Origin of the sequence: Streptosporangium sp. NPDC023825 (assembly GCF_040639575.1) — a bacterium.
Lineage (GTDB): Bacteria > Actinomycetota > Actinomycetes > Streptosporangiales > Streptosporangiaceae > Streptosporangium.
In genome coordinates this window covers 18,646-38,009 of the sequence record NZ_JBFAAE010000039.1, presented here as the reverse complement: position 1 = coordinate 38,009, position 19,364 = coordinate 18,646, and the positions used below count along the sequence as shown (strand labels likewise).

General features: G+C 71.0%; 16 protein-coding genes. 7 read left to right on the top strand and 9 right to left on the bottom strand.

Translation table 11 applies throughout. The features are described 5' to 3' along the window. Positions 1-47: 47 nt before the first annotated feature. Entirely contained in the window at positions 48-779 is a 732-nt protein-coding gene (locus AB0G15_RS28400; RefSeq protein WP_362845606.1) for an SDR family oxidoreductase, read from the top strand. Between the two features lie 5 nt (positions 780-784). Continuing rightward, positions 785-1,102, top strand: a complete 318-nt coding sequence (locus tag AB0G15_RS28395) for a multidrug efflux SMR transporter (protein WP_362845604.1) — start codon at positions 785-787, stop codon at positions 1,100-1,102. A gap of 164 nt (positions 1,103-1,266) precedes the next feature. On the opposite strand, the gene AB0G15_RS28390 is transcribed toward AB0G15_RS28395, so the two are convergent. Then, positions 1,267-1,644 (bottom strand): SH3 domain-containing protein, encoded by a 378-nt coding sequence (locus AB0G15_RS28390; protein WP_362845602.1) that lies wholly within the window; start codon positions 1,642-1,644, stop codon positions 1,267-1,269. Positions 1,645-2,256: 612 nt separating this feature from the next. Between AB0G15_RS28390 and AB0G15_RS28385 the strand changes: the two genes are divergently transcribed. The 3 genes from AB0G15_RS28385 (at position 2,257) to AB0G15_RS28375 (ending at position 5,205) form a co-directional block, all read left to right on the top strand. Continuing rightward, positions 2,257-2,982 (top strand): alpha/beta hydrolase, encoded by a 726-nt coding sequence (locus tag AB0G15_RS28385; protein ID WP_362845600.1) that lies wholly within the window; start codon positions 2,257-2,259, stop codon positions 2,980-2,982. A 111-nt stretch (positions 2,983-3,093) separates the two neighbouring features. Further along, the gene (locus AB0G15_RS28380; RefSeq protein WP_362845598.1) at positions 3,094-3,738 is read left to right on the top strand and encodes a TetR/AcrR family transcriptional regulator; all 645 of its coding nucleotides are present in this window, start codon (positions 3,094-3,096) and stop codon (positions 3,736-3,738) included. A 339-nt stretch (positions 3,739-4,077) separates the two neighbouring features. Then, on the top strand, positions 4,078-5,205 hold the full coding sequence (locus AB0G15_RS28375; protein WP_362845596.1) for a pentapeptide repeat-containing protein: 1,128 nt from the start codon (positions 4,078-4,080) through the stop codon (positions 5,203-5,205). 114 nt (positions 5,206-5,319) lie between these two features. On the opposite strand, the gene gatB is transcribed toward AB0G15_RS28375, so the two are convergent. The 5 genes from gatB to gatC all read right to left on the bottom strand — a co-directional run bounded on the left by gatB (position 5,320) and on the right by gatC (position 10,373). Continuing rightward, positions 5,320-6,825, bottom strand: coding sequence for an Asp-tRNA(Asn)/Glu-tRNA(Gln) amidotransferase subunit GatB (gatB, locus tag AB0G15_RS28370; RefSeq protein ID WP_362845594.1), 1,506 nt, complete (start codon positions 6,823-6,825; stop codon positions 5,320-5,322). Positions 6,826-6,870: 45 nt separating this feature from the next. Next, positions 6,871-7,440 carry a hypothetical protein gene (locus AB0G15_RS28365; protein ID WP_362845592.1) on the bottom strand — a complete coding sequence of 190 codons (570 nt, stop codon included), beginning with the start codon at positions 7,438-7,440 and terminating at the stop codon, positions 6,871-6,873. Then, positions 7,437-8,525 (bottom strand): AAA family ATPase, encoded by a 1,089-nt coding sequence (locus tag AB0G15_RS28360; RefSeq protein WP_362845590.1) that lies wholly within the window; start codon positions 8,523-8,525, stop codon positions 7,437-7,439. The genes AB0G15_RS28365 and AB0G15_RS28360 overlap by 4 nt, the downstream gene beginning before the upstream one ends. Positions 8,526-8,586: 61 nt before the next feature. Beyond that, positions 8,587-10,077 carry an Asp-tRNA(Asn)/Glu-tRNA(Gln) amidotransferase subunit GatA gene (gatA, locus tag AB0G15_RS28355; RefSeq protein WP_362845588.1) on the bottom strand — a complete coding sequence of 497 codons (1,491 nt, stop codon included), beginning with the start codon at positions 10,075-10,077 and terminating at the stop codon, positions 8,587-8,589. Continuing rightward, positions 10,074-10,373, bottom strand: a complete 300-nt coding sequence (gene gatC / locus AB0G15_RS28350) for an Asp-tRNA(Asn)/Glu-tRNA(Gln) amidotransferase subunit GatC (protein ID WP_329085297.1) — start codon at positions 10,371-10,373, stop codon at positions 10,074-10,076. Before gatC ends, gatA begins: the two co-directional genes overlap by 4 nt. A gap of 328 nt (positions 10,374-10,701) precedes the next feature. On the opposite strand from gatC, the gene AB0G15_RS28345 reads away from it, so the two are divergent. Continuing rightward, on the top strand, positions 10,702-12,117 hold the full coding sequence (locus AB0G15_RS28345) for a DUF234 domain-containing protein (protein WP_362845586.1): 1,416 nt from the start codon (positions 10,702-10,704) through the stop codon (positions 12,115-12,117). 130 nt (positions 12,118-12,247) lie between these two features. On the opposite strand, the gene AB0G15_RS28340 is transcribed toward AB0G15_RS28345, so the two are convergent. From AB0G15_RS28340 to AB0G15_RS28330, 3 genes are all read right to left on the bottom strand, one after another. Then, complete coding sequence (locus tag AB0G15_RS28340) at positions 12,248-14,329, bottom strand: EAL domain-containing protein (protein WP_362845584.1); 2,082 nt, start codon at positions 14,327-14,329, stop codon at positions 12,248-12,250. A gap of 139 nt (positions 14,330-14,468) precedes the next feature. After that, entirely contained in the window at positions 14,469-16,649 is a 2,181-nt protein-coding gene (gene ligA / locus AB0G15_RS28335) for an NAD-dependent DNA ligase LigA (RefSeq protein WP_362845582.1), read from the bottom strand. Between the two features lie 151 nt (positions 16,650-16,800). Then, positions 16,801-17,805: a methionine synthase gene (locus AB0G15_RS28330; RefSeq protein ID WP_362845580.1), complete on the bottom strand. Its 1,005-nt coding sequence runs from the start codon at positions 17,803-17,805 to the stop codon at positions 16,801-16,803. A gap of 280 nt (positions 17,806-18,085) precedes the next feature. Between AB0G15_RS28330 and AB0G15_RS28325 the strand changes: the two genes are divergently transcribed. Beyond that, positions 18,086-19,318 carry a S8 family serine peptidase gene (locus tag AB0G15_RS28325; RefSeq protein ID WP_362845578.1) on the top strand — a complete coding sequence of 411 codons (1,233 nt, stop codon included), beginning with the start codon at positions 18,086-18,088 and terminating at the stop codon, positions 19,316-19,318. Positions 19,319-19,364 lie beyond the last annotated feature (46 nt).

Below are 19,364 nucleotides of genomic sequence, written 5' to 3'. Positions count from 1 at the left end.
TTCCGCTTTATGGTTAAGCGGAACTGATTCCGCTTAAGGAGCACACCATGACACGCAGGGTCGCGCTGGTCACCGGGGGAAGTCGTGGGATCGGCGCCGCCGTCGCCGTGCGCCTGGCCGCCGAGGGCGCCGACGTGGTGATCACGTACGCGCGCTCGGCGGACCGGGCGGCGGCGGTCGTCAAGGAGATCGAGACCGCCGGCGCCCGCGGGCTGGCCGTGGAGGCGGAGGCCGCCGACGCCGGCGCGCTGGTCGCCGCGGTCGAGCGGACGGTCTCCGAGTTCGGGCGGATCGACATCCTGGTGAGCAACGCCGGGATCGCCTCGTTCGGGCCGCTGGAGGAGGTGACGCTCGCCGAGGTCGACAGCGTCCTCGCGATCCATTCCCGCGCCTCGTTCGTGCTGGCCCAGGCGGCCGCCCGGCACATGGGCGGGGGCGGCCGGATCATCTGCGTCGGCAGCAGCCTCGCCGAGCGCGTGCCGTACCCGGGATGGACGCTCTACGCGATGAGCAAGTCCGCGCTGATCGGCCTGACCAAGGGGCTCGCCAGGGATCTGGGCCCGCGGGGCATCACGGCCAACCTCGTCCAGCCCGGTTCGACCGATACCGAGATGAACCCTGCCGACGGCCCCGGAGCGGAGGAGGAGCGGCGCTTCACCGCCCTGAACCGTTACTGCAGCCCGGCCGACATCGCCGCCACCGTCGCGCATCTGGCGGGAGAGGGCGGCGGGAACATCACCGGCGCCACCGTCACCGTCGACGCGGGCGCCACGGCCTGACCGCCATGGCCTGGATCCTGCTTCTCGTGGCGGCCGCACTGGAGATCGTCTGGGCCACCGCGCTCGAACGTTCGGATGGGTTCACCCGGTTCTGGCCGGCGTTCGTCGGGGTGACGGCCGCGGTCCTGAGCTTCGTCATGCTCACCTTCGCGCTCAGGACCCTGACCATGGGCACCGCGTACGCGGTCTGGGTCGGGCTCGGCACGCTCGGGGTCGCCGCCGTGGGCATCGCCGCCCTGGGCGAGAGCGCGGCACCCGCCCGGCTGGCCTGCCTGGCGCTCATCCTGATCGGCGTCATCGGCCTCAAGCTCCTGGACGGGTGACGTGAGGCCGGAGCCTCGCGACGCGGAACACGACACCGGGACCTCGGGACGGGTGATGCGACGCCGGAACCTCGGGACAGGCGTTGCGACGCCGGGACCCCACGACGCGGAACGGCCGCCCGGCCGTGGGGAGCCGGGCGGCCGGGCTCATCCCGGGAAGGAGGCTATTCCTGCAGGGTGTCGACGGCCGGGCCGTTGAATTTCCAGCCGTCCTCCGTGGCCAGATAGCTGCACGAAACCCATCCCGTGGTGCCGGAGGGCAGCCCCGAGGCCGACCTGCCGCCCAGCCGGAACCTGCACCAACCGCCCGACGAGCTGAGAAGCTGCCCGTAATCGCCGTAGTAGAGGTAGCCGATGACCGTCGACCCTCCGGCACTCGACCGCAGGCGCACCCCGTCGGCGATGATCGCCGCGTCCACGGCGGAGACCGCCGACAGGGCGGAAGCGCCCTTCACCGGAGTCGCCTGAGCGGGGACGGCCGCGACGGCCATTCCCGCGGCGGCCGTCAACGTCACGGCGGCGAATGCCAGAAACCTTTTCATTGGACGCTCTTCCGATCGTGAGGTCAGGTCATGTCGGAGTGAAAGCCGGGACTGCAGTGATTACTGTGCAAGGCACCAAGAATTCCGTCAATACCTATTCATGTCTAGAAATAGGAATTACCACATAGAAAAGGCCGCTCCGATGACCGGAATCCATGCGACCGATAAGGACTTCCGGCCTCCGCCACCCGGCCGGAGGCGTCCGGATTCCCCGGCGAGCCCGTGACGCGACCAGCACGACCCCCCGGGCCCGATCCCGGACGGGCCCGGACGCGCCGGCGGTCGCGGCCACGGTCGTCCCGGACACGGGCGACGCCGGCGGACGACCGCCGGCGCGGGCGGCGATCCGCGCCGGAGCGGGGACGACATACCTCCCCAACAGGCCTTTCCCTTCAGGGCGGGTGCCGCGAAACCATCCATACAAGGCGTCTAGACATGGTGTATGGTCTGCGTGTACGACATCGCCGGCCGAGGCCGTCTCCGGCGCGGGCGATCGCGCCACCGGGATGCAGCGGCCGCGGCCCGCCGTGGCGTTCGCTCCCCCACGCCGTACCGCCGGGCGCGCGGGGCGGCCACGTTCTCTCCGGCACGGGCCACGAACAAGGAGATCTCTTGCAGGAAATCGCGAACCGCGCCACGTTCCTTCTCGTGCACGGAGGCCATCACGGACCGTGGAGCTGGGAGAGGCTGCAGGGCGTACTGGATGAGAAGGGCTGGACGAGCCGCGCGGTGAGTCTGCCCAGCGCCGTTCAGGACGAGTCCGCCGCCGAACCGCTCCCCGGCATGTACGACGATGCCGAGGTCATTCGAAAGGCGCTTGACGACATCACCGGGCCGGTGATCGTCGTGGCTCATTCGTACGGCGGGGTGCCGGCCACCGAGGCCGTCGCCGGGGCGGCCAACGTCGCGCACATCGTCTACGTGGCCGCTTACATGCTGGACGTCGGGGAAGGCATGTTCCAGACACACGGGGTTCCCGTTCCGGAGTCCCTGGCCGGCCTGCGGCCCGCGGAGAATCCCGATCTCAACCTGCCCGCCGCCTTCTACGACGGCGACGCGACGAACCCGGAGACCGCCGAGGCGATTTCCCGTCTGGTTCCGCAGACCGTTCGCGCCGACTTCGAGGTGGTGACACGGGCCGGATGGCGCACGACGCCGAACAGCTATGTCATTCCGCAAAAAGATGTCTCTCTCACCGGAAGTATCGCGGAGCAAATGGCGGCGCGCGCCGAAACCGTCTACCGCTGCCCGGGACATCACGCGCCGTTCCACTCGAACCCCGGGGAATTCGCCGACATCCTTGTGGACGTCGCCACGCGGTCGTCCTCGGCCGGGTAGGCCCGTCCCCCGCGACCGGCCGGTGCGGGCGCCGAGGCGACCCCGCAGGCCGTGGGGCCCGCCGGGCCATGACCCGCGCCCGCCCTGGTGACCCGCCCCTAGTATGTGGTCATGACCTCTGTGACTCGTAAGCGCAAGGACGGTGCCGAGCGACCGGCTCCCGCCGAAGCGCAACTACTGGCCGCGGTCGAACGGCTCCTCAAAAGGGGAGAGGTCTTCACGGAAATCAGCGTGCGACAGATCATCGAGGAGGCGGGCCTGTCGCGCGCCACCTTCTACGCGCATTTCAAGGACAAGTCCCAGCTGCTCATCCGGCTTTCCGACACCCTGAGAAGCGGCCTGGTGGGAATGGCGCAGAAATGGGACCCCAGCGCGGGAGAGGACGGCGCGGCCAGATACGCCGAATTCTTCGCCGAGGTCATCGCGATACACCGGGATAATTTCGCGATACTGTCCGCGCTGAGAGAGCTGGCCTCCTACGACCCGACCGTGCGCGATTTCTACACCGCCGATCTCGAGGAGTTCGACGAGGCCGTTCACAAGACACTCGTCGACGAGCAGGCATCGGGCTCGACGCCCGCCGACCTGGACGCCGTGGCGGCGAGCCGGGTGATCGTCTGGGGGGGCGCGCAGGCGATCGCCCGGCACATCAGCGTGGACGACGGAAGTGGCGACGCGGCCTTCGCACGCGAGCTCGGCAAGATCTGGTGGCACGGCGCCTATCGCCGCCCCGGCGATAGGCCGGCCGCGCGCTGACCGTACGGGAGGCGGACGCGCTCCGGCCGCCGGCACGTACCGTCCCGCACCACGGCACACTCACCAGGCGGCCCGAGCCTCACCGTCCGCCTGCCTTCCGGTGGCCACGAAGCCCGATCCCGCGCGTCATGAGCAGGGCACGAGCGGCCCACAAGTGATCGTTCCTAGATTCCCGCGAAGACCATGCCACCAGGGACCCAGGCCTCCACACGCTCATACGCCGGCCGTACCGGCTCAGGCACACGCCCATTCCGCTGACCGTGCGATCCTCCGATCCCTACCGTTGAATCATGGCCGCCCCCCCGCCCAGCGCACCGAGTCACTCGCACGTTCACCCACTTGTCCCGCCGCTCCACGCGCCCCGCCAAGGACGCCCCCGTCACCGCACCGACCACCGCGGAGCGCCGGCCGAAGGCCGTGTCGCCGCTCAGCCGCTTCCTTCGCCGCCACCCGCCCGTCGACCGGCCCGACCGGGCCGAACTCGAAACCCTTTCCGCCAAAGAACGCCAGGAACTGTGGGACGCCTACCGGCAACGCCCCTTCCAGGCGATCACCGCCGTGATCACCTCATCCGCCGTCATCCGCGGCATCCTCTTCACCGCCCGCACTCTCGACTACACCGCGGGCACCCTGGACTACACCGCCCGTGCCCTCGGAGCCAACCAGGAAGCACAGATCACCGACCGCTACACCAAAGCCGTCGAGCAACTCGCCTCACCCGCCGTAGACGTCCGGCTCGGAGCCATCTACGCCCTCCAGCGCCTCGCCGCCGACTCTCCCCGCGACCGCCCCACCGTCAGAAACGTGCTCGCCGCGTTCGTGCGCAACCACGACCTGTGCGTTTCCAAACCTCGGCCCAAACCCTGCGACCCCGAGTGGAAGGAAACCGTTGTCATCGAACCCGTACGACCACCGGCCGACGTCCTCGCCGCCCTCACCATCGCCCCGGCCCTCACCACCCCATCACCCCTGAGCGCCACGTCGGCCGGCCACGACCGCGCCGATTTCTCCAAAGCCCGATTCCCGCACGCGGATCTCATCGACAGGTTCCTCGGCGGCTCCGATCTGAGCGGCGGGAATCTGCGCGGCGCGTTCCTGAGCGGCGCGAACCTCACCGGCACGAACCTGAGCCGCGCGATCCTGAGCGGCGCGAACCTCAGCGGCACGGACCTGCGCAACGCGGACCTGAACCGCACGGACATGTTCCATGCGATCCTGATCGGCACGAAACTGAACGGTTCAAGCCTGACCAACGCTTATCTGGAGCGTGCGGACTTGAGTGGCGCGGACCTGCGCGGCGCGGACCTGCGCGGTGCGAACCTCAGCGGCACGGAACTGACCGATGCGAATCTGACCGGCGCGAACCTGATGGGTGCGGACCTGAGAGGCGTGTTCGGCAAAACACCGGCCGAGATCCGGGCGGAGGCGCTCACCGACGCACGTACTCGGTTCGGAGAAAGCTCCTGATCACACTGCCTGGTCCCGGCAGACCCTTCACACGGACGCGCGGGAAGCCCTTCGCGCGAGGCGCGAGCTCCCGGGAGACCTTTCGCTCGGGCTCCCGGGACACCTCGGGCCGAACTACCCGGAGACGCCGAGACGCTCCAGGATGAGCTCGCGGGCGCGGCCCGCGTCGGCCTTGCCCCTGCTGGCCTTCATGACGCCGCCCACCAGGGCGCCGACGGCGGCGACCTTGCCGTTGCGGACCTTGTCGGCCGCGTCGGCGTTGCCCGCCAGGACCTGGTCGATGATCTCCATCAGCTCGCCCTCGTCGTTGACGATCTGCAGGCCGCGGGCGGCCACCACCTCGTCGGGGGAGCCCTCGCCGTTCAGCACGCCCTCCAGCACCTGGCGGGCCAGCTTGTCGTTCAGCGCTCCCCCGGCGACCATCGCGCACACCCTGGCGATCTGGTCGGGGGTGATGCTCAGCGCGCTCAGCGGGAGACCGGCCTCGTTGGCGCGGCGGGCCAGCTCGCCCATCCACCACTTGCGGGCGTCCGCGGGCGGGGCGCCCGCGGCGACCGTCGCCTCGACCAGGGAGATGGCGTCGGCGTTGTGCATGGCCGCCATGTCCAGGTCGGACACGCCCCACTCCTGCTGGAGCCGCTTGCGCCGCGCGCCCGGCAGCTCGGGCAGGGTGGCCTTGAGCTCGGCGACCCACGCCGGGTCGGGGGCGATCGGCACCAGGTCGGGCTCGGGGAAGTAGCGGTAGTCCTGCGCCTCCTCCTTGGACCGTCCCGAGGTGGTGGTGCCGGTGTTCTCGTGGAAGTGGCGGGTCTCCTGGATGATCCGGCCGCCGCCGGCCAGGATCGCCGCCTGGCGCTCGATCTCACCCCGCACCGAGCGCTCGACGCTGCGCAGCGAGTTGACGTTCTTGGTCTCGGTGCGGGTGCCCCACTCCGAGGAGCCGCGCGGCATGAGGGAGACGTTCACGTCGAAGCGCATGGAGCCCTCCTCCATGCGCACGTCCGAGACGCCGAGGCCGCGCACCAGCTCGCGCAGCTCGATGCCGTACGCGCGGGCGACCTCGGGGGCGAGCCTGTCGGTCCCCGGGATCGGCTTGGTGACGATCTCCACCAGCGGGATGCCCGCCCGGTTGTAGTCGACGATCGAGTAGTCGGCGCCGTGGATGCGGCCGGTCGCGCCGCCCACGTGGGTGGACTTGCCGGTGTCCTCCTCCAGGTGGACGCGCTCGATCTCGATCCTGACGGTCTTGCCGTCGACCTCGACGTCGAGGTAGCCGTCGAAGCAGAGCGGCTCGTCGTACTGGCTGATCTGGTAGTTCTTCGGCATGTCCGGATAGAAGTAGTTCTTCCGGGCGAAGCGGCACCACTCGGCGATGGAGCAGTTGAGCGCCAGGCCGATGCGGATGGTCGCCTCGATCGCGGCGGCGTTGGCCGTCGGCAGCGAGCCGGGCAGCGCCAGGCAGACCGGGCAGACGTGCGTGTTCGGCGGGGCGCCGAACGTGGTCGGGCAGCCGCAGAACATCTTCGACGCCGTGCCCAGCTCGACGTGCGTCTCCAGGCCCAGCACCGGCTCGAAGCGCTCCAGCGCCTCGTCGTACGGCATCAACGTCTCAGCGCTCATTGTCGTTCACCACTTCCTGCTCCATAGAAAACGTCATAGAAAACGTCATAGATAACCGAGTCCCTTCAACGCGTTCCTCGTCTCGGCCACCCAGTTCGCGTAGGCGGGCACCTGGGCCAGAACGGCGAGATCGATGTTGCGTCCTATGTACTCGAAGTAGTCGCGGGCCGGCTTGCCGCGCCGGGGGACGGTCGTGGCCAGCACCCCGGCGGGGTCGGAGATCCGCTCGACGTCGCGGGGCCGCGCGGGCAGCCTGCTGAGGTCGCTGCCCTCCAGTCTCGCCCACGCGGCGGGGTCGGCGAGCAGCCAGCCCTCCGTCTCTCCCAGCCCGATCACCGGCACCAGGTAGTGCGAGTGGTAGCGGACGCCGTCCCTGCGGCGGCGCTCCCGCTCGTCGTCGTGCGTGAAGAGCAGGTGGCAGTCGGCCGCGAGCTCCTGCAGCGCGGTGACCATGTGCTCCCGGTCGCAGGAGACGACCTCCGTCGCCTCGACGTCGACGGCGTACGGCGACATCCAGGTGAGCTCGCGCAGCTGCCTGGAGATCACGATGCCGAGGAAGCCCTCGTCGGCCTCCCCCTCCGCGATGAGTCCCGGAACCAGCGGGCGGCTGCTCATGCCGCCGCGCCCAGGTATTTGCGGACCTGCCGGGGCGAGACGAACGTGCCCGGCTCGCCGTCCGGCTGGATCGGCTTGGCCACGGTCACCCTCGACACCCGGTCGTTGTCGGGATCGACGCGGACCGCGGTGTCGAGGAACGTCAGCGCGTCCGGCTCGGTCCGGTAGACCTCCGCGACGACGATCGGGGACTGGCTGGTGAGGATGAGCTGCCGCAGCGGCTCGGGACCCCCCGGCGCGGTGATCCGGCGGCGCACCCGCCGGAGCAACTCGCCGAGACGGGCCGGATGGACGCCGTTCTCGATCTCCTCCACCAGCAGCGTGCCCGGATGGTCGGGGTCGTGCAGGGCGGCGAGCAGGCCGAGGATCCGCAGGGTGCCGTCGGACAGCAGCGCCGCCGGGACCGTCCCCTGGCCGTCGACGAGCAGGTCGAAGGAGCACTCGCCGCGCTCGACGCGCGGCACCAGTCCGACGACGTCGGGGACCACCCCCGCGAGGTCGGCCGCGAGGTCGGCCAGCGCCTCCGTACCCGCCATCCGCCCGAGCACCGCGGCCAGGTTCGAACCGTCGGCCACGAGCGGCCCCCGGTTCGCCGAGGGACAGCGGCGGCGCATCGCCGCCGGCGACGGCGAGTAGCGGCGCCACGACTGGACCGTGCGGCGGGGCGTGCCCTCCGGGTCGGGGTCCTCGACCATGAGCTCCAGCAGCTCCTCGGGGATCCGCTGGACCGCGTGGCTGACGACGGCACCGCTGGATCTGGGGATCTTCAGCACCATCTCCGCGCCCACGTCGAACCTGATCGGCACCACGGAGCCGGGCTCCGGGGTGACGAGCGCCTCCACCGAGACGACGAACCCCGGCACCGCCGAGCCGTGGGCGACCCGGTGGAACTGCTCGCCCGGCAGCCCGCGGGCCGCCCCGAGCAGCCCGCCGGAACCTTCGATCTCGGCCGCCACGAACCCCACGGCGTCGAAGAGGTTCGACTTGCCGCTCGCGTTGGGGCCGACCAGCGCGAGGAAGGGCGGCACATCGAGATCGAAGCTCAAGAAGGACTTGAACCCGTCGATCTCGATCCGAGTGATCATGCCGCCGTACTCCCTGTCACCTGTCGCCCCCTCGCCCTCGCCCCACGATCCCGGAAAAGCCCTACAGCTCCGGGGCTTGAGACAGCAGAGCGCCGCCCCACCGGCTCTCGAGGGCCTTCTCGACCGCGGCGCCGACCCGGTAGCAGCGGTCGTCGCCGAGCACCGGGGCCATGATCTGCAGACCGACCGGCAGGCCGTCCTCGTCGGCCAGGCCGCACGGCACGGAGATGGCCGCGTTGCCCGCCAGGTTGCTCGGGATGGTGCACAGGTCGGCCAGGTACATCGCCATGGGGTCGTCGGCGCGCTCGCCGATCGGGAACGCCGTGGTGGGCGTCGTCGGCGAGATGAGCACGTCCACCTGCTGGAAGGCGGCCTCGAAGTCGCGCGCGATGAGCGTGCGGACCTTCTGCGCCTGCCCGTAGTAGGCGTCGTAGTAACCGCTGGACAGCGCGTACGTGCCCAGGATGATGCGGCGCTTGACCTCGGGGCCGAAGCCCTGCGCCCGGGTCAGCGCCATGACCTCCTCGGCGCTGCGGGTGCCGTCGTCGCCGACGCGCAGGCCGTAGCGCATGGCGTCGAAGCGGGCCAGGTTGGAGGAGCACTCCGAGGGGGCGATGAGGTAGTACGCCGGGAGGGCGGTGGTGAACGACGGGCAGGAGACCTCGAAGACCTTCGCGCCCAGCGACTCCAGCAGTTCCACGGTCTCGTTGAAGCGCGCGAGCACGCCCGCCTGGTAGCCGTCGCCGCCGAACTCCTTGACCACGCCGATGCGCAGCCCCGCCACGTCGCCGTTGCGGGCCGCCTCGACGACCGAGGGCACCGGGGCGTCGACGGAGGTGGAGTCCATGACGTCGTGCCCGGAGAACGCCTCGTGCAGCAGCGCCGCGTCGAGCACGTTGCGGGCGAAGGGCCCGGGGGTGTCGAGCGAGCTGGCGAAGGCGATCAGGCCGTAGCGGGACGAGCCGCCGTAGGTCGGCTTCATGCCCACGATGCCGGTGACCGCGGCGGGCTGGCGGATCGAGCCGCCGGTGTCGGTGCCGGTGGACAGCGGGGCCTCGTACGCGGCGACCGCGGCCGAGGAGCCGCCGGAGGAGCCGCCGGGGATGCGCGACAGGTCCCACGGGTTGTGGGTGGGGCCGTACGCCGAGTTCTCGGTGGAGGAGCCCATCGCGAACTCGTCGAGGTTGGTCTTGCCGAGGATCACCAGCCCGGACTCGCGCAGGCGGCGGGTCACGGTCGCGTCGTACGGCGGCTTCCACCCTTCGAGGATCTTCGATCCGGCCGTGGTCGGCATGTCCCTGGTGGTGAAGACGTCCTTGTGCGCGATCGGCACCCCGGCCAGCGGGCCGAGCTGTTCGCCGGCGGCCCTGCGGGCGTCGACGGCGCGCGCCTGCTCCAGGGTCGTCTCGGCGTCGACGTGCAGGAAGGCGTTGACCTTGGGCTCGACGGCGGCCATCCGGTCGAGATGGGCCTGGGCGACCTCGACGGCGGAGACCGCGCCGCTCGCGATCAGCGCGCCCAGGTCGGCGGCGGACTTGCGGATGAGGCTCATGCTTCCTCCCCGAGGATGCGCGGGACGCGGAAGCGGCCGTCCTCGACCGCGGGGGCGCCCGACAGCGCCTCCTCCGGCGTCAGACTGGGCCGTACCTCGTCGGGGCGGTAGACGTTGGTGAGCGGGAGCGCGTGCGAGGACGGCGGGATGTCGTCGGCCGCCACCTCGGCGACGCGGGCGACCGCACCGATGATCACATCGAGCTGGGCGGCGAAGTGGTCGAGCTCCTCGTCGGCCAGCGCCAGCCGGGACAGCCGGGCGAGGTGAGCGACCTCGTCGCGGGTTATGGCGGACATGAGTCGTTGAACCCGTTTCGTGGAATGGCAATTGGACACTGTCATCCTATGGCTCGCGACCTGAGGGTCCCGACTCATTAACACTGCCGCAACCAAGCGAAGATCTCTCACTCCCGGCGATCGGATCGCCCCCGGCCCTCCGGACCCGGAGGAAGCGGCTCCGGACCTTCCCGACCCCGGAGCCTGAAGGAGATCGAGGACTTCACTGCGACCGCCGGGCACATAGGAGCGTACTTCTTAGAAGTACGCTCCTATGTGCACTGGAGATACTATCGCTGGCGATAGTATCTCCAGCAGTAGTATCGCCAGTGGAAGTATTGGAGCGCGCGTGGGCGAGTTCATCGGCAGGGAGCACGAGCTGACGGCCCTCGGTTCCCTGCTCGACCGCGTCCGGGCGGAGGCGACGACCGGACGTCCCGGGCAGTGCGTGCTGATCCGGGGACGCAGGCGAATCGGCAAATCGGCCCTGGCCGAGGAGTTCATCGGCCGCAGCGGCCTGCCGTCGCTCTTCTACACCTCGGCGCGGGCGGACGCCCGGAGCGAGCTCCACCAGTTCACGGCCGATGTCGCGACGTCGGACCTGCCGGGCCGGGACGCGTTCTCCGAGGCGGCGCCCGGCACCTGGAACGGCGCGCTGCAGCTGCTGGCGGACGCGCTTCCCGATGACAGCCCGTCCATCGTCGTGATCGACGAGGTCCCCTATCTCATGGACCGCGTCGACGCCTTCGAGGGACTGCTCCAGCGCGCCTGGGACCGGTTCCTCAGCCGCAAGCCCGTTCTGCTGATCCTCATCGGATCCGACCTGTCCATGATGGAGGCGCTGAACAGCTACGAGCGACCCTTCCACCAGCGCGGTACCGAAATGATCGTCGGACCGCTCAACCCTCATGAGATCCAGCGGATGCTCCGCCTCACGGCCGCCGACGCGTTCGACGCGGCCCTCGTCACCGGCGGGCTCCCGCTCGTCTGCGGGGAGTGGTCTCGCGGGGCGTCACTCTGGGAATACCTGCACGCCGCGCTGACGAACCCGGTCTCGGCCCTCCTGGTGTCCGCCGAACGCTCCCTCGCGGCCGAGTTCCCCTCCGGCGTCCAGGCGAGCGAGGTGCTACGGGCCATCGGCAGCGGCGAGCGCACGTTCACCAACATCGCCAGAAGCGCGGGCGGGATCTCGCACAGCACCCTTTCCAGGGCGGCCGAGCTTCTGACCTCCAAAGGGATCGTGACCGGTGAGCTGCCGCTGTCCACCCGCCCCTCCAAGGAACGCCGATACCGCGTGACCGACGCCTACCTGCGTTTCTGGCTCCACTTCATCCGGCCGCACATGCCCGAGATCGAGCGCCGCAGGGGTGACCTGACCATGCGGCGGGTCGCCGCGCAATGGAGCACCTGGCGGGGCCGGGCCGTGGAACCCCTCGTCCGCGAATCGCTGGCCCGGCTGCTCCCCGACGACAGGTTGCCGGCGGCGCCCGCGATCGGCTCCTACTGGACCAGGAGCAACGACGTGGAGATCGACATCGTGGGCGCGGACAGGGGGCCGATCGCCCGGCGGCTGTGCTTCCTGGGGTCGATCAAGTGGCTGGAGAACGCCTCGTTCGACGACCGCGACCTCGCCGCGCTGGCCAGACACAGGGCGGCCCTGACGGACGAGCTGGTCCCGCTCGTCGCGGTATCGCGCGGCGGGGTCTCCTGCTCCGGCCTCACCGCCACGTACGGCCCCGACGATCTCATCCGGGCATGGAACTAGCCGGCGCCGCGATCCATGCCGCCGACAAGGACCGCGACGGTCGCGGGCGGATCAATCCCTCGGCTACCCGCGCGGGCCGTCCGAGGACGTGGACGTCTCCGACGCCGGGCGCCCGGAACCCGGGGCAGGGCTAAGCCCGCTGGGGGTCGAGGATCTCGGTGCGGCGCAGGAAGCCCAGGTCGTGCGTGGTGAGGGCCCGGTGTTTGCGCAGCCACACGGTCGCGTCGGCGGCGGACATGGGCTCGGCGAACAGCCAGCCCTGGCCGAGGTCGCAGCCCATGTCGGCCAGCCGTTCGGCCACCTCCGCCGACTCGACGCCCTCGGCGACCGAGCGCAGGCCGAGGGAGCGGACCAGGTCGACGATGGAGCGGACGATCCGCTCGTCGTCCTTGGACTCGCCCATGCGACGGACGAACGAGGAGTCGATCTTGACCTCGGCGACCGGAAGGCGCTGCAGGCGGACCAGCGAGGAGTAGCCGGTGCCGAAGTCGTCCAGCGCGAGCGGCACCCCCAGCGCGGTCAGGGCCCGGACGGCGCCGTCGGTGTAGGCCTGGTCGGTCATCAGGATGCGCTCGGTGACCTCCAGCTGGATCGCCTTGGGCGGCAGCCGGTAGCGCGCCAGTCCCTCTCCCAGCTGGTCGGAGAGGGCGCAGTCGAGAAGGTCGCGGGCCGAGACGTTGACGGAGATCTGTTCGTGCAGGCCGGTGTGCCACCAGTGGGCGGCCTGCTCCAGCGCGGCGTCGATGACGTATCCGGTGAGGTGGCGCATCAGGTACGACTGCTCGGCCATCGGCACGAACTCGCCGGGGGAGATCATTCCCCGCTCCGGGTGGCGCCACCGCAGCAGCGCCTCCACCCCCCGCACCTGCCCGCCGGCCAGGTCGAGCTTGGGCTGGTAGTGCAGCCGCAGCTCGGAGCGGTCGATGGCCCTGCGCAGGTCGCCGAGGAGGTTGATCCGCTCGGGACTGTTCCGGTCCTTGTCGGCGGCGTAGATCTCGACCCCGGTCCTGCCCTCCTTCGCGAGATACATCGCCACGTCCGAGCGCTGCAGGAGCATCTCGAAGTCGGGCGCGTGGTCGGGGTAGATCGCGATGCCGAACGAGGCGTCCAGATCGAAGCTCATGCCCTCCAGCCGGACCGGCTCGGTGATCGCCACCCGCAGGCGCGCCGCCACCTCCCTGGCCGCCGCGGCGTCCCTGACCGAGGGCAGCAGGACGGCGAACTCGTCGCCGCCGAGCCTGGCCACCACGTCGCCGGGACGGACGCTGTGGGTGAGCCGGTGCGCGACCAGTTGCAGGAGCCGGTCGCCGACCGGGTGCCCGAGGGTGTCGTTGATCTCCTTGAACCGGTCGAGGTCGAGCAGGAACAGGCCGACCCTCTCACCGTCCCGCGCCTCGGCGAGCGCCTCCTCCGTGCTGAGCACGAGCATCTTGCGGTTGGGCAGCCCGGTCAGCACGTCGTGCATCGCCTGGTGGTCGCGGCGGACCGACATGGTGGCGGTGAAGTAGACCGCCACCATCGGCGCCAGGAACAGCGGCACCAGGGCCGGCGAGTGGTTCATCACCACCACGACGAGCGGGGCCAGGCCGAGCAGCCCGGCGTAGACGAGGCTCTGGTGGCCGATCGTGGTCTTGATCACCCGGTGGATCGACCTGCGCTCGTGCAGCGCCACCGCGCCGGAGACCAGCAGGGCCCGGACCGCGAAGTAGGTGAGCCCGGCCAGCCCGATCGCCAGCAGGTCGGAGCCGTCCGGCACCCAGGAGGCCACCGTGACGGACCGGTCCCTGAACAGCCCGAGCACCAGCCCGGCCGCGGTGCAGGCCAGCGTCACCTGCGCGATGTTGAACATCACCCGATGGCTCGCCTTGCGGGTGACGGCCCCGTTGACGACCATGGCGACCGCCTGCAGCAGCACGGCGACCGGCAGGCCGTAGTGGAGCAGCGCGGCGAAGGTGAACATGGTCGACGGGTAGGTGCCGCCCACCGTCATCGACGACGACAGGACCACCGGCCGCAGCTCGCCCAGCACGACCAGGGCCGCGAGCATCCAGAACAGCGGGCTGCGGACGAGCTCCGCGGCCTCGGCCACGTCTATGCGCAGCAGGGACACGACGAGGGCGATGAACCCGATCGTGATGACGGCGGCGAGGTAGGCCCACAGGGGCGTTCCCGGTCGCGGTCCGGTGTCGCGAGTGTCGGTTGGGTCGGCCATGAGTAACAAAACCCCCATTAGTTCATTATGGGAGAGTACGGCCTGCGGGCCACTTCGCGAAACCGATTGCGCACGTTCCGTCACGAGCAATTCGCACGTTTTTAAGACACAGCACTGCGAGACACCGGCGGGACGGTCCTTACTCCTCGGGTCTCACCGTCACCTTCGACGCCGCCTCGGGCCCCTCGGCCAGCAGAATCCGCAGGCCGGCCTCGTCGAGGATCGGCACGCCGAGCTTGACCGCCTTGTCGAACTTGGAACCGGCGTTCTCCCCCACCACCACGAAGGAGGTCTTCTTCGACACCGACGCCGAGACCCTGCCGCCCCGGCCGGCGAGGGCCTCGCCCGCCTCGTCGCGGGTGAAGCCGGCGAGCGTGCCGGTCACCACGAAGGTCAGGCCGGCCAGGGTCTGCGGGAGCTGGTCGGCCGGGGGGTCGTCGACCATCCGGACCCCGGCGGCCGCCCAGCGGTCGACGATCTCCCGGTGCCAGTCGACCGTGAACCAGTCGTGGATCGCCGCGGCCACGCGCGGGCCGACGCCCTCGACGGCGGCGAGCTCCTCCTCCGAGGCCTTCGCGATCGCGGGGATCGAGCGGAACTCGCCGGCGATCGCCTGGGCCGTCGGGGGGCCGACGTGCCGGATCGAGAGCGCGACGAGCACCCGCCAGACCGGCTGGTCCTTGGCCTTCTCCAGCTGCTCCAGCATCTTCTCGGCGTTCTTGCTCGGCTCGCCGCTCTGGTTGGCGAAGAAGGTGACGACCTTCCGCTCGCCGCTCTCCGGATCGGTCTTCGGCAGGCCGGTGTCGGGGTCGCGGACCACCGACCTGATCGGCAGCAGCTGCTCCATCGTCAGGTCGAACAGGTCCGCCTCGGTGCGGACCGGCGGCTCCTGCGGCGGCAGCGGCTGGGTCAGCGCGGTGGCCGCCACGTAACCCAGCCCCTCGATGTCGAACGCCCTGCGCCCGGCCGCGAAGAAGATGCGCTCGCGGAGCTGGGCGGGGCACGCCCGGGTGTTGGGGCAGCGCAGGTCGGCGTCGCCCTCCTTCTCGTACGCCAGCTCGGTGTCGCACTCCGGGCAGCGCCGCGGCATCACGAACTCGCGCTCGGTGCCGTCGCGCAGGTCGGCGACCGGGCCGACGATCTCGGGAATGACGTCGCCCGCCTTGCGCAGCACCACGGTGTCGCCGATCAGCACGCCCTTGCGCGCCACCTCCGAGGCGTTGTGCAGGGTGGCCCGCTCGACCGTCGAGCCCGCCACGACGATCGGCTCCATCACGCCGTACGGGGTGACCCGGCCGGTGCGGCCCACCGCGACCTGGATGTCGCGGAGCTTGGTGTTGACCTCCTCCGGCGGGTATTTGTAGGCGATCGCCCAGCGCGGGGCCCGGCTGGTGGAGCCCAGGTTGTGCTGCAGCTCGATGCGGTCGACCTTGACCACGACGCCGTCGATCTCGTAGGCCGGGTCGTGGCGGTGCTCGCGGTAGAACTCGATGAAGGCGTTGATGCCGTCGAGGTCGTCGACGACCTTGTAGAGATCGCTGACCGGCAGGCCGAACCCCTTCAGCCGCTCGTAGACCTCCGACTGGGCGCGGGGCGCGGTGGCGCCCTCCCACCTGCCGATCCCGTGAACGATCATGTACAGCGGCCGCTGCGCGGTGACGCGCGGATCCTTCTGCCGCAGGGAGCCCGCGGCGGAGTTGCGCGGGTTGGCGAACGGCGCCCTGCCCGCCTCGACCAGCTGCTCGTTGAGCTTCTCGAACTCCTCGACGGGAATGTAGACCTCGCCCCTGACCTCCACCACGTCGGGCACGTCGTCGCCGGTCAGGCGGTGCGGGATGTTGGCGATCGTGCGGACGTTGGCCGTCACGTCGTCGCCGACGCGGCCGTCGCCCCTGGTCGCGCCCCTGGTCAGGCGGCCCTTCTCGTAGAGCAGCGCGATCGCCAGGCCGTCGATCTTCAGCTCGCACAGGTAGGGCGCGGGGTCGCGCTCGGCCAGCCGCTCGGCCCTCGCCTGCCAGGAGGCGAGGTCGTCGGCGTTGAAGGCGTTGTCGAGGCTCTCCATCCGCTGCAGGTGCTTGACCGGGGTGAAGTCGCTGGAGATCGGCGCGCCGATCTTCTGGGTGGGCGAGTCGGGCGTGCGGAGGGCCGGGCTCTCCTCCTCCAGCTCGCGCAGCTCGCGCATCCACCCGTCGTACTGGGCGTCGCTCACGGTGGGCGAGTCGAGCACGTGGTAACGCCAGTTGGCCTCCTCGACCAGCTCGGTCAGCTCCGCGTGCCGCTCCAGCGCCGCCACCGGCACACCCTCGACCTCAGCGCCCATCGCCCGTCTCTCCCATCGTCGTCGCCCAGGACAAACGTATCTTCGAGCACCGACAACGCGATCCCGCCATTGCCCCGAGTTGGACAAGCCCTCGCCGCTCCCGTACGGCACCGCCCGGGCGCGGTCGCGAGCGGCGCGGGAGCCGTACGGATCACTCGCCGGGGTCGTCCTGCAGCACGCGGGCGGCCTTGCGGCAGGCGGCCAGGGCCGCCCTGGCGTAGGCGGGCGAGGCCCCGGCCAGGCCGCAGGCGGGGGTGAGCACGACCTGCGACGCCAGGGTCGAGGCGGGGAAGCCGAGGCGGTTCCAGAGCCCGATGGCGGGCTCGGCGACCACGTCGACGTCCGGGAGCCTGGCGTCCACTCCCGGCACGACCCCGAGGAACAGGGCGGTACCGGCCTCGACGGTCTCGCCGATCGCGTCCTCGTCGCGCCTCCTCATGAGGTGGGCGTCCAGCGAGACGCCCCCCACGCCCGCCGTGCGCAGCACCCCGAAGGGCACGCCGGGGGCGCAGCAGTGCACGACCGTGAACGTCCCCGCGGGGAGCACCGCCGCGAGCCGGTCGGCGACGATCTGGCGGTCGACGGCGGCGAGCCGCCCGAAGCCCGAGGCGGTCGGTACCGTGCCCATGAGGACGCCGGGCAGCCCCGGCTCGTCGATCTGGACCACGATCTGCGAGGCCCCGGGCACCCTGCGGCGCACGTCGGCGACGTGCGCGGCGAGCCCCTCGGTCAGGGAGTCCACCAGGTCGCGCACCGCGCCCGGATCGGCGAGCGTCTTGTCGCCGTACCGGAGCTCGATCGCCCCCGCCAGCGTCCACGGCCCGCACACCTGGATCTTGAAGGGGCCCTCGTACCCCTGGGCCACCTCCTCCAGCCCGTCGAGGTCGCGTACGAGGTGGTCGCGGGCGCGCTTGAAGTCGCGGCCCGGCCTGTCGGCGAACCGCCAGCCCGACGGCTGCACCTCGACGGGCAGCTCCAGCAGGAGTGACGCGGTGCGCCCGATCATGTCGGCGCCGACGCCGCGGGCGGGCAGCTCGGGCAGGTACGGCAGCGCGGGCGACTCGCCGAAGGCGACCCTGACCGCCTCCGCGTGGTCCTCCCCCGGATGCGACCCGATGCCGGTCGCGGTCGCCTCGCCCCATGGGTACTGGCTCAAGCCTGCTCCTGGTCTCACATCGGTTCGCGTCGGTTCGCGTCGGGACGTGGGCGGGACCCGCCGACTCCCGGCCGGCTCGCCCGCCCACGCAAGCTTATGACCGCCGGGTCGCGCCTCCGGCCGGGAGAATCCCGCCGCGCCGTGACGGCACGCGATCGAGCTGAGTAGGGTGCTGCCCGGTATTCACCCGTTTCTGGAGTCTTCTCGTTCCGGAGGCGTCTCGGCGTGGGGGCCGTTTCGCTCGGGGACCGTTCGTTCTGGGTCGTTCTGGGGGCGTTTCGTGATCGGTCGGATGCTCGTCACGGTGCTGGTGCTGGCGGCGATCGCGGCGCCGCCGGCCGTGGCCGGGGTGGAGGCGCGGGCAGAGACGGGGCCGGGGGCCGCCCCGGCGGTGAAGGCGGGCACGACGAGGACGGCGGGCACGACGGGGACGGCCGCCGCGCCGGTCAGGTGCAATCCCGGGCGCGGCACGACCAGCATCGGGGAGTCCTGGGCCCAGCGGCGGCTCAGCCTTCCCGAGGTGTGGGAGCTGACCAAGGGGGCCGGGGTGACCGTCGCGGTCGTCGACAGCGGGGTGGACACCAGGCACCCCCAGCTGAGAAGGACCCGGTCGATCGACCTGACCGCCACCGGGGCCCGCGACTGCCTCGGTCACGGTACGGCGGTGGCGGGCATCATCGCGGCGGCAGAGATCAAGGGGGTGCCCTTCACCGGGGTCGCGCCGCACGCGAAGCTGATCTCCGTCAAGCAGACCTCGGACGGCACCGGCGACGTGGGCCGGCTGGCCCTGGCCATCGTGCGGGCCGCCGAGCTGGGCGCCGACGTGATCAATGTGTCGGTCGAGGCGCGCGACCACGCCGACCTGCGCAACGCGGTCAACTACGCCCTCGCCATGGACGCGGTCGTGGTGGCCGCGGCCGGCAACGTGCAGAAGGAGGACGGCACCCCCGGGCCCGCCTACCCGGCCGCCTACGAGGGGGTCCTCTCGGTCGGGGCCGCCGGACCCGACGGGGCGAGGGCCGACTCCTCCAACGCCGTCACCCCCGTCTCCGTCCTGGCCCCCGGCAAGGGCGTCACGAGCACCTGGGCCGGGCGGGCCTACCGGGAGAACCTGGAGGGCACCAGTTTCGCCGCCCCGTACGTGGCCGGGGTGGTCGCGCTGGTCCGCGCCCGCCACCCGGGGCTGGACAACGTGCGGGTACGGCGGCGCGTCGAGCTGACCGCCAACGGCGGCGCGGGGGCGGGTACCGGCGCGGGAATGGTCAACCCGTTGCTGGCGGTCTCGGCGATCCTGCCGTCCGAGCAGGTGGCGCTCGCGCCGCGCCAGGCGGCCCCGCTGCCGGGGAACGCGGTGCGGCCGCAGCCCCCCGAGGATTCCCGGGCCATCTCGATCTCGCTCTGGGTCGCGCTGGGAGCGCTCGCCGCAGGCGTCCTGGTCACCGTGGCGGGCATCGCCGTCCCGATGGGGCGCCGGAGGGGCTGGCGGCCCGGCTCCGCTGAGAACCAAACATGACAAACGTATTAAAAACACGATCTACTGCGTCAAATTTGGTTGGATG

Coding starts and splice junctions, on each gene's coding strand:
- AB0G15_RS28400 (WP_362845606.1), top strand. CDS start 48: ATGACACGCAGGGTCGCGCTGGTCACCGGGGGAAGTCGTGGGATCGGC.
- AB0G15_RS28395 (WP_362845604.1), top strand. CDS start 785: ATGGCCTGGATCCTGCTTCTCGTGGCGGCCGCACTGGAGATCGTCTGG.
- AB0G15_RS28390 (WP_362845602.1), bottom strand. CDS start 1,644: ATGAAAAGGTTTCTGGCATTCGCCGCCGTGACGTTGACGGCCGCCGCG.
- AB0G15_RS28380 (WP_362845598.1), top strand. CDS start 3,094: ATGACCTCTGTGACTCGTAAGCGCAAGGACGGTGCCGAGCGACCGGCT.
- gatB (WP_362845594.1), bottom strand. CDS start 6,825: ATGAGCGCTGAGACGTTGATGCCGTACGACGAGGCGCTGGAGCGCTTC.
- AB0G15_RS28365 (WP_362845592.1), bottom strand. CDS start 7,440: ATGAGCAGCCGCCCGCTGGTTCCGGGACTCATCGCGGAGGGGGAGGCC.
- AB0G15_RS28360 (WP_362845590.1), bottom strand. CDS start 8,525: ATGATCACTCGGATCGAGATCGACGGGTTCAAGTCCTTCTTGAGCTTC.
- gatA (WP_362845588.1), bottom strand. CDS start 10,077: ATGAGCCTCATCCGCAAGTCCGCCGCCGACCTGGGCGCGCTGATCGCG.
- gatC (WP_329085297.1), bottom strand. CDS start 10,373: ATGTCCGCCATAACCCGCGACGAGGTCGCTCACCTCGCCCGGCTGTCC.
- AB0G15_RS28340 (WP_362845584.1), bottom strand. CDS start 14,329: ATGGCCGACCCAACCGACACTCGCGACACCGGACCGCGACCGGGAACG.
- ligA (WP_362845582.1), bottom strand. CDS start 16,649: ATGGGCGCTGAGGTCGAGGGTGTGCCGGTGGCGGCGCTGGAGCGGCAC.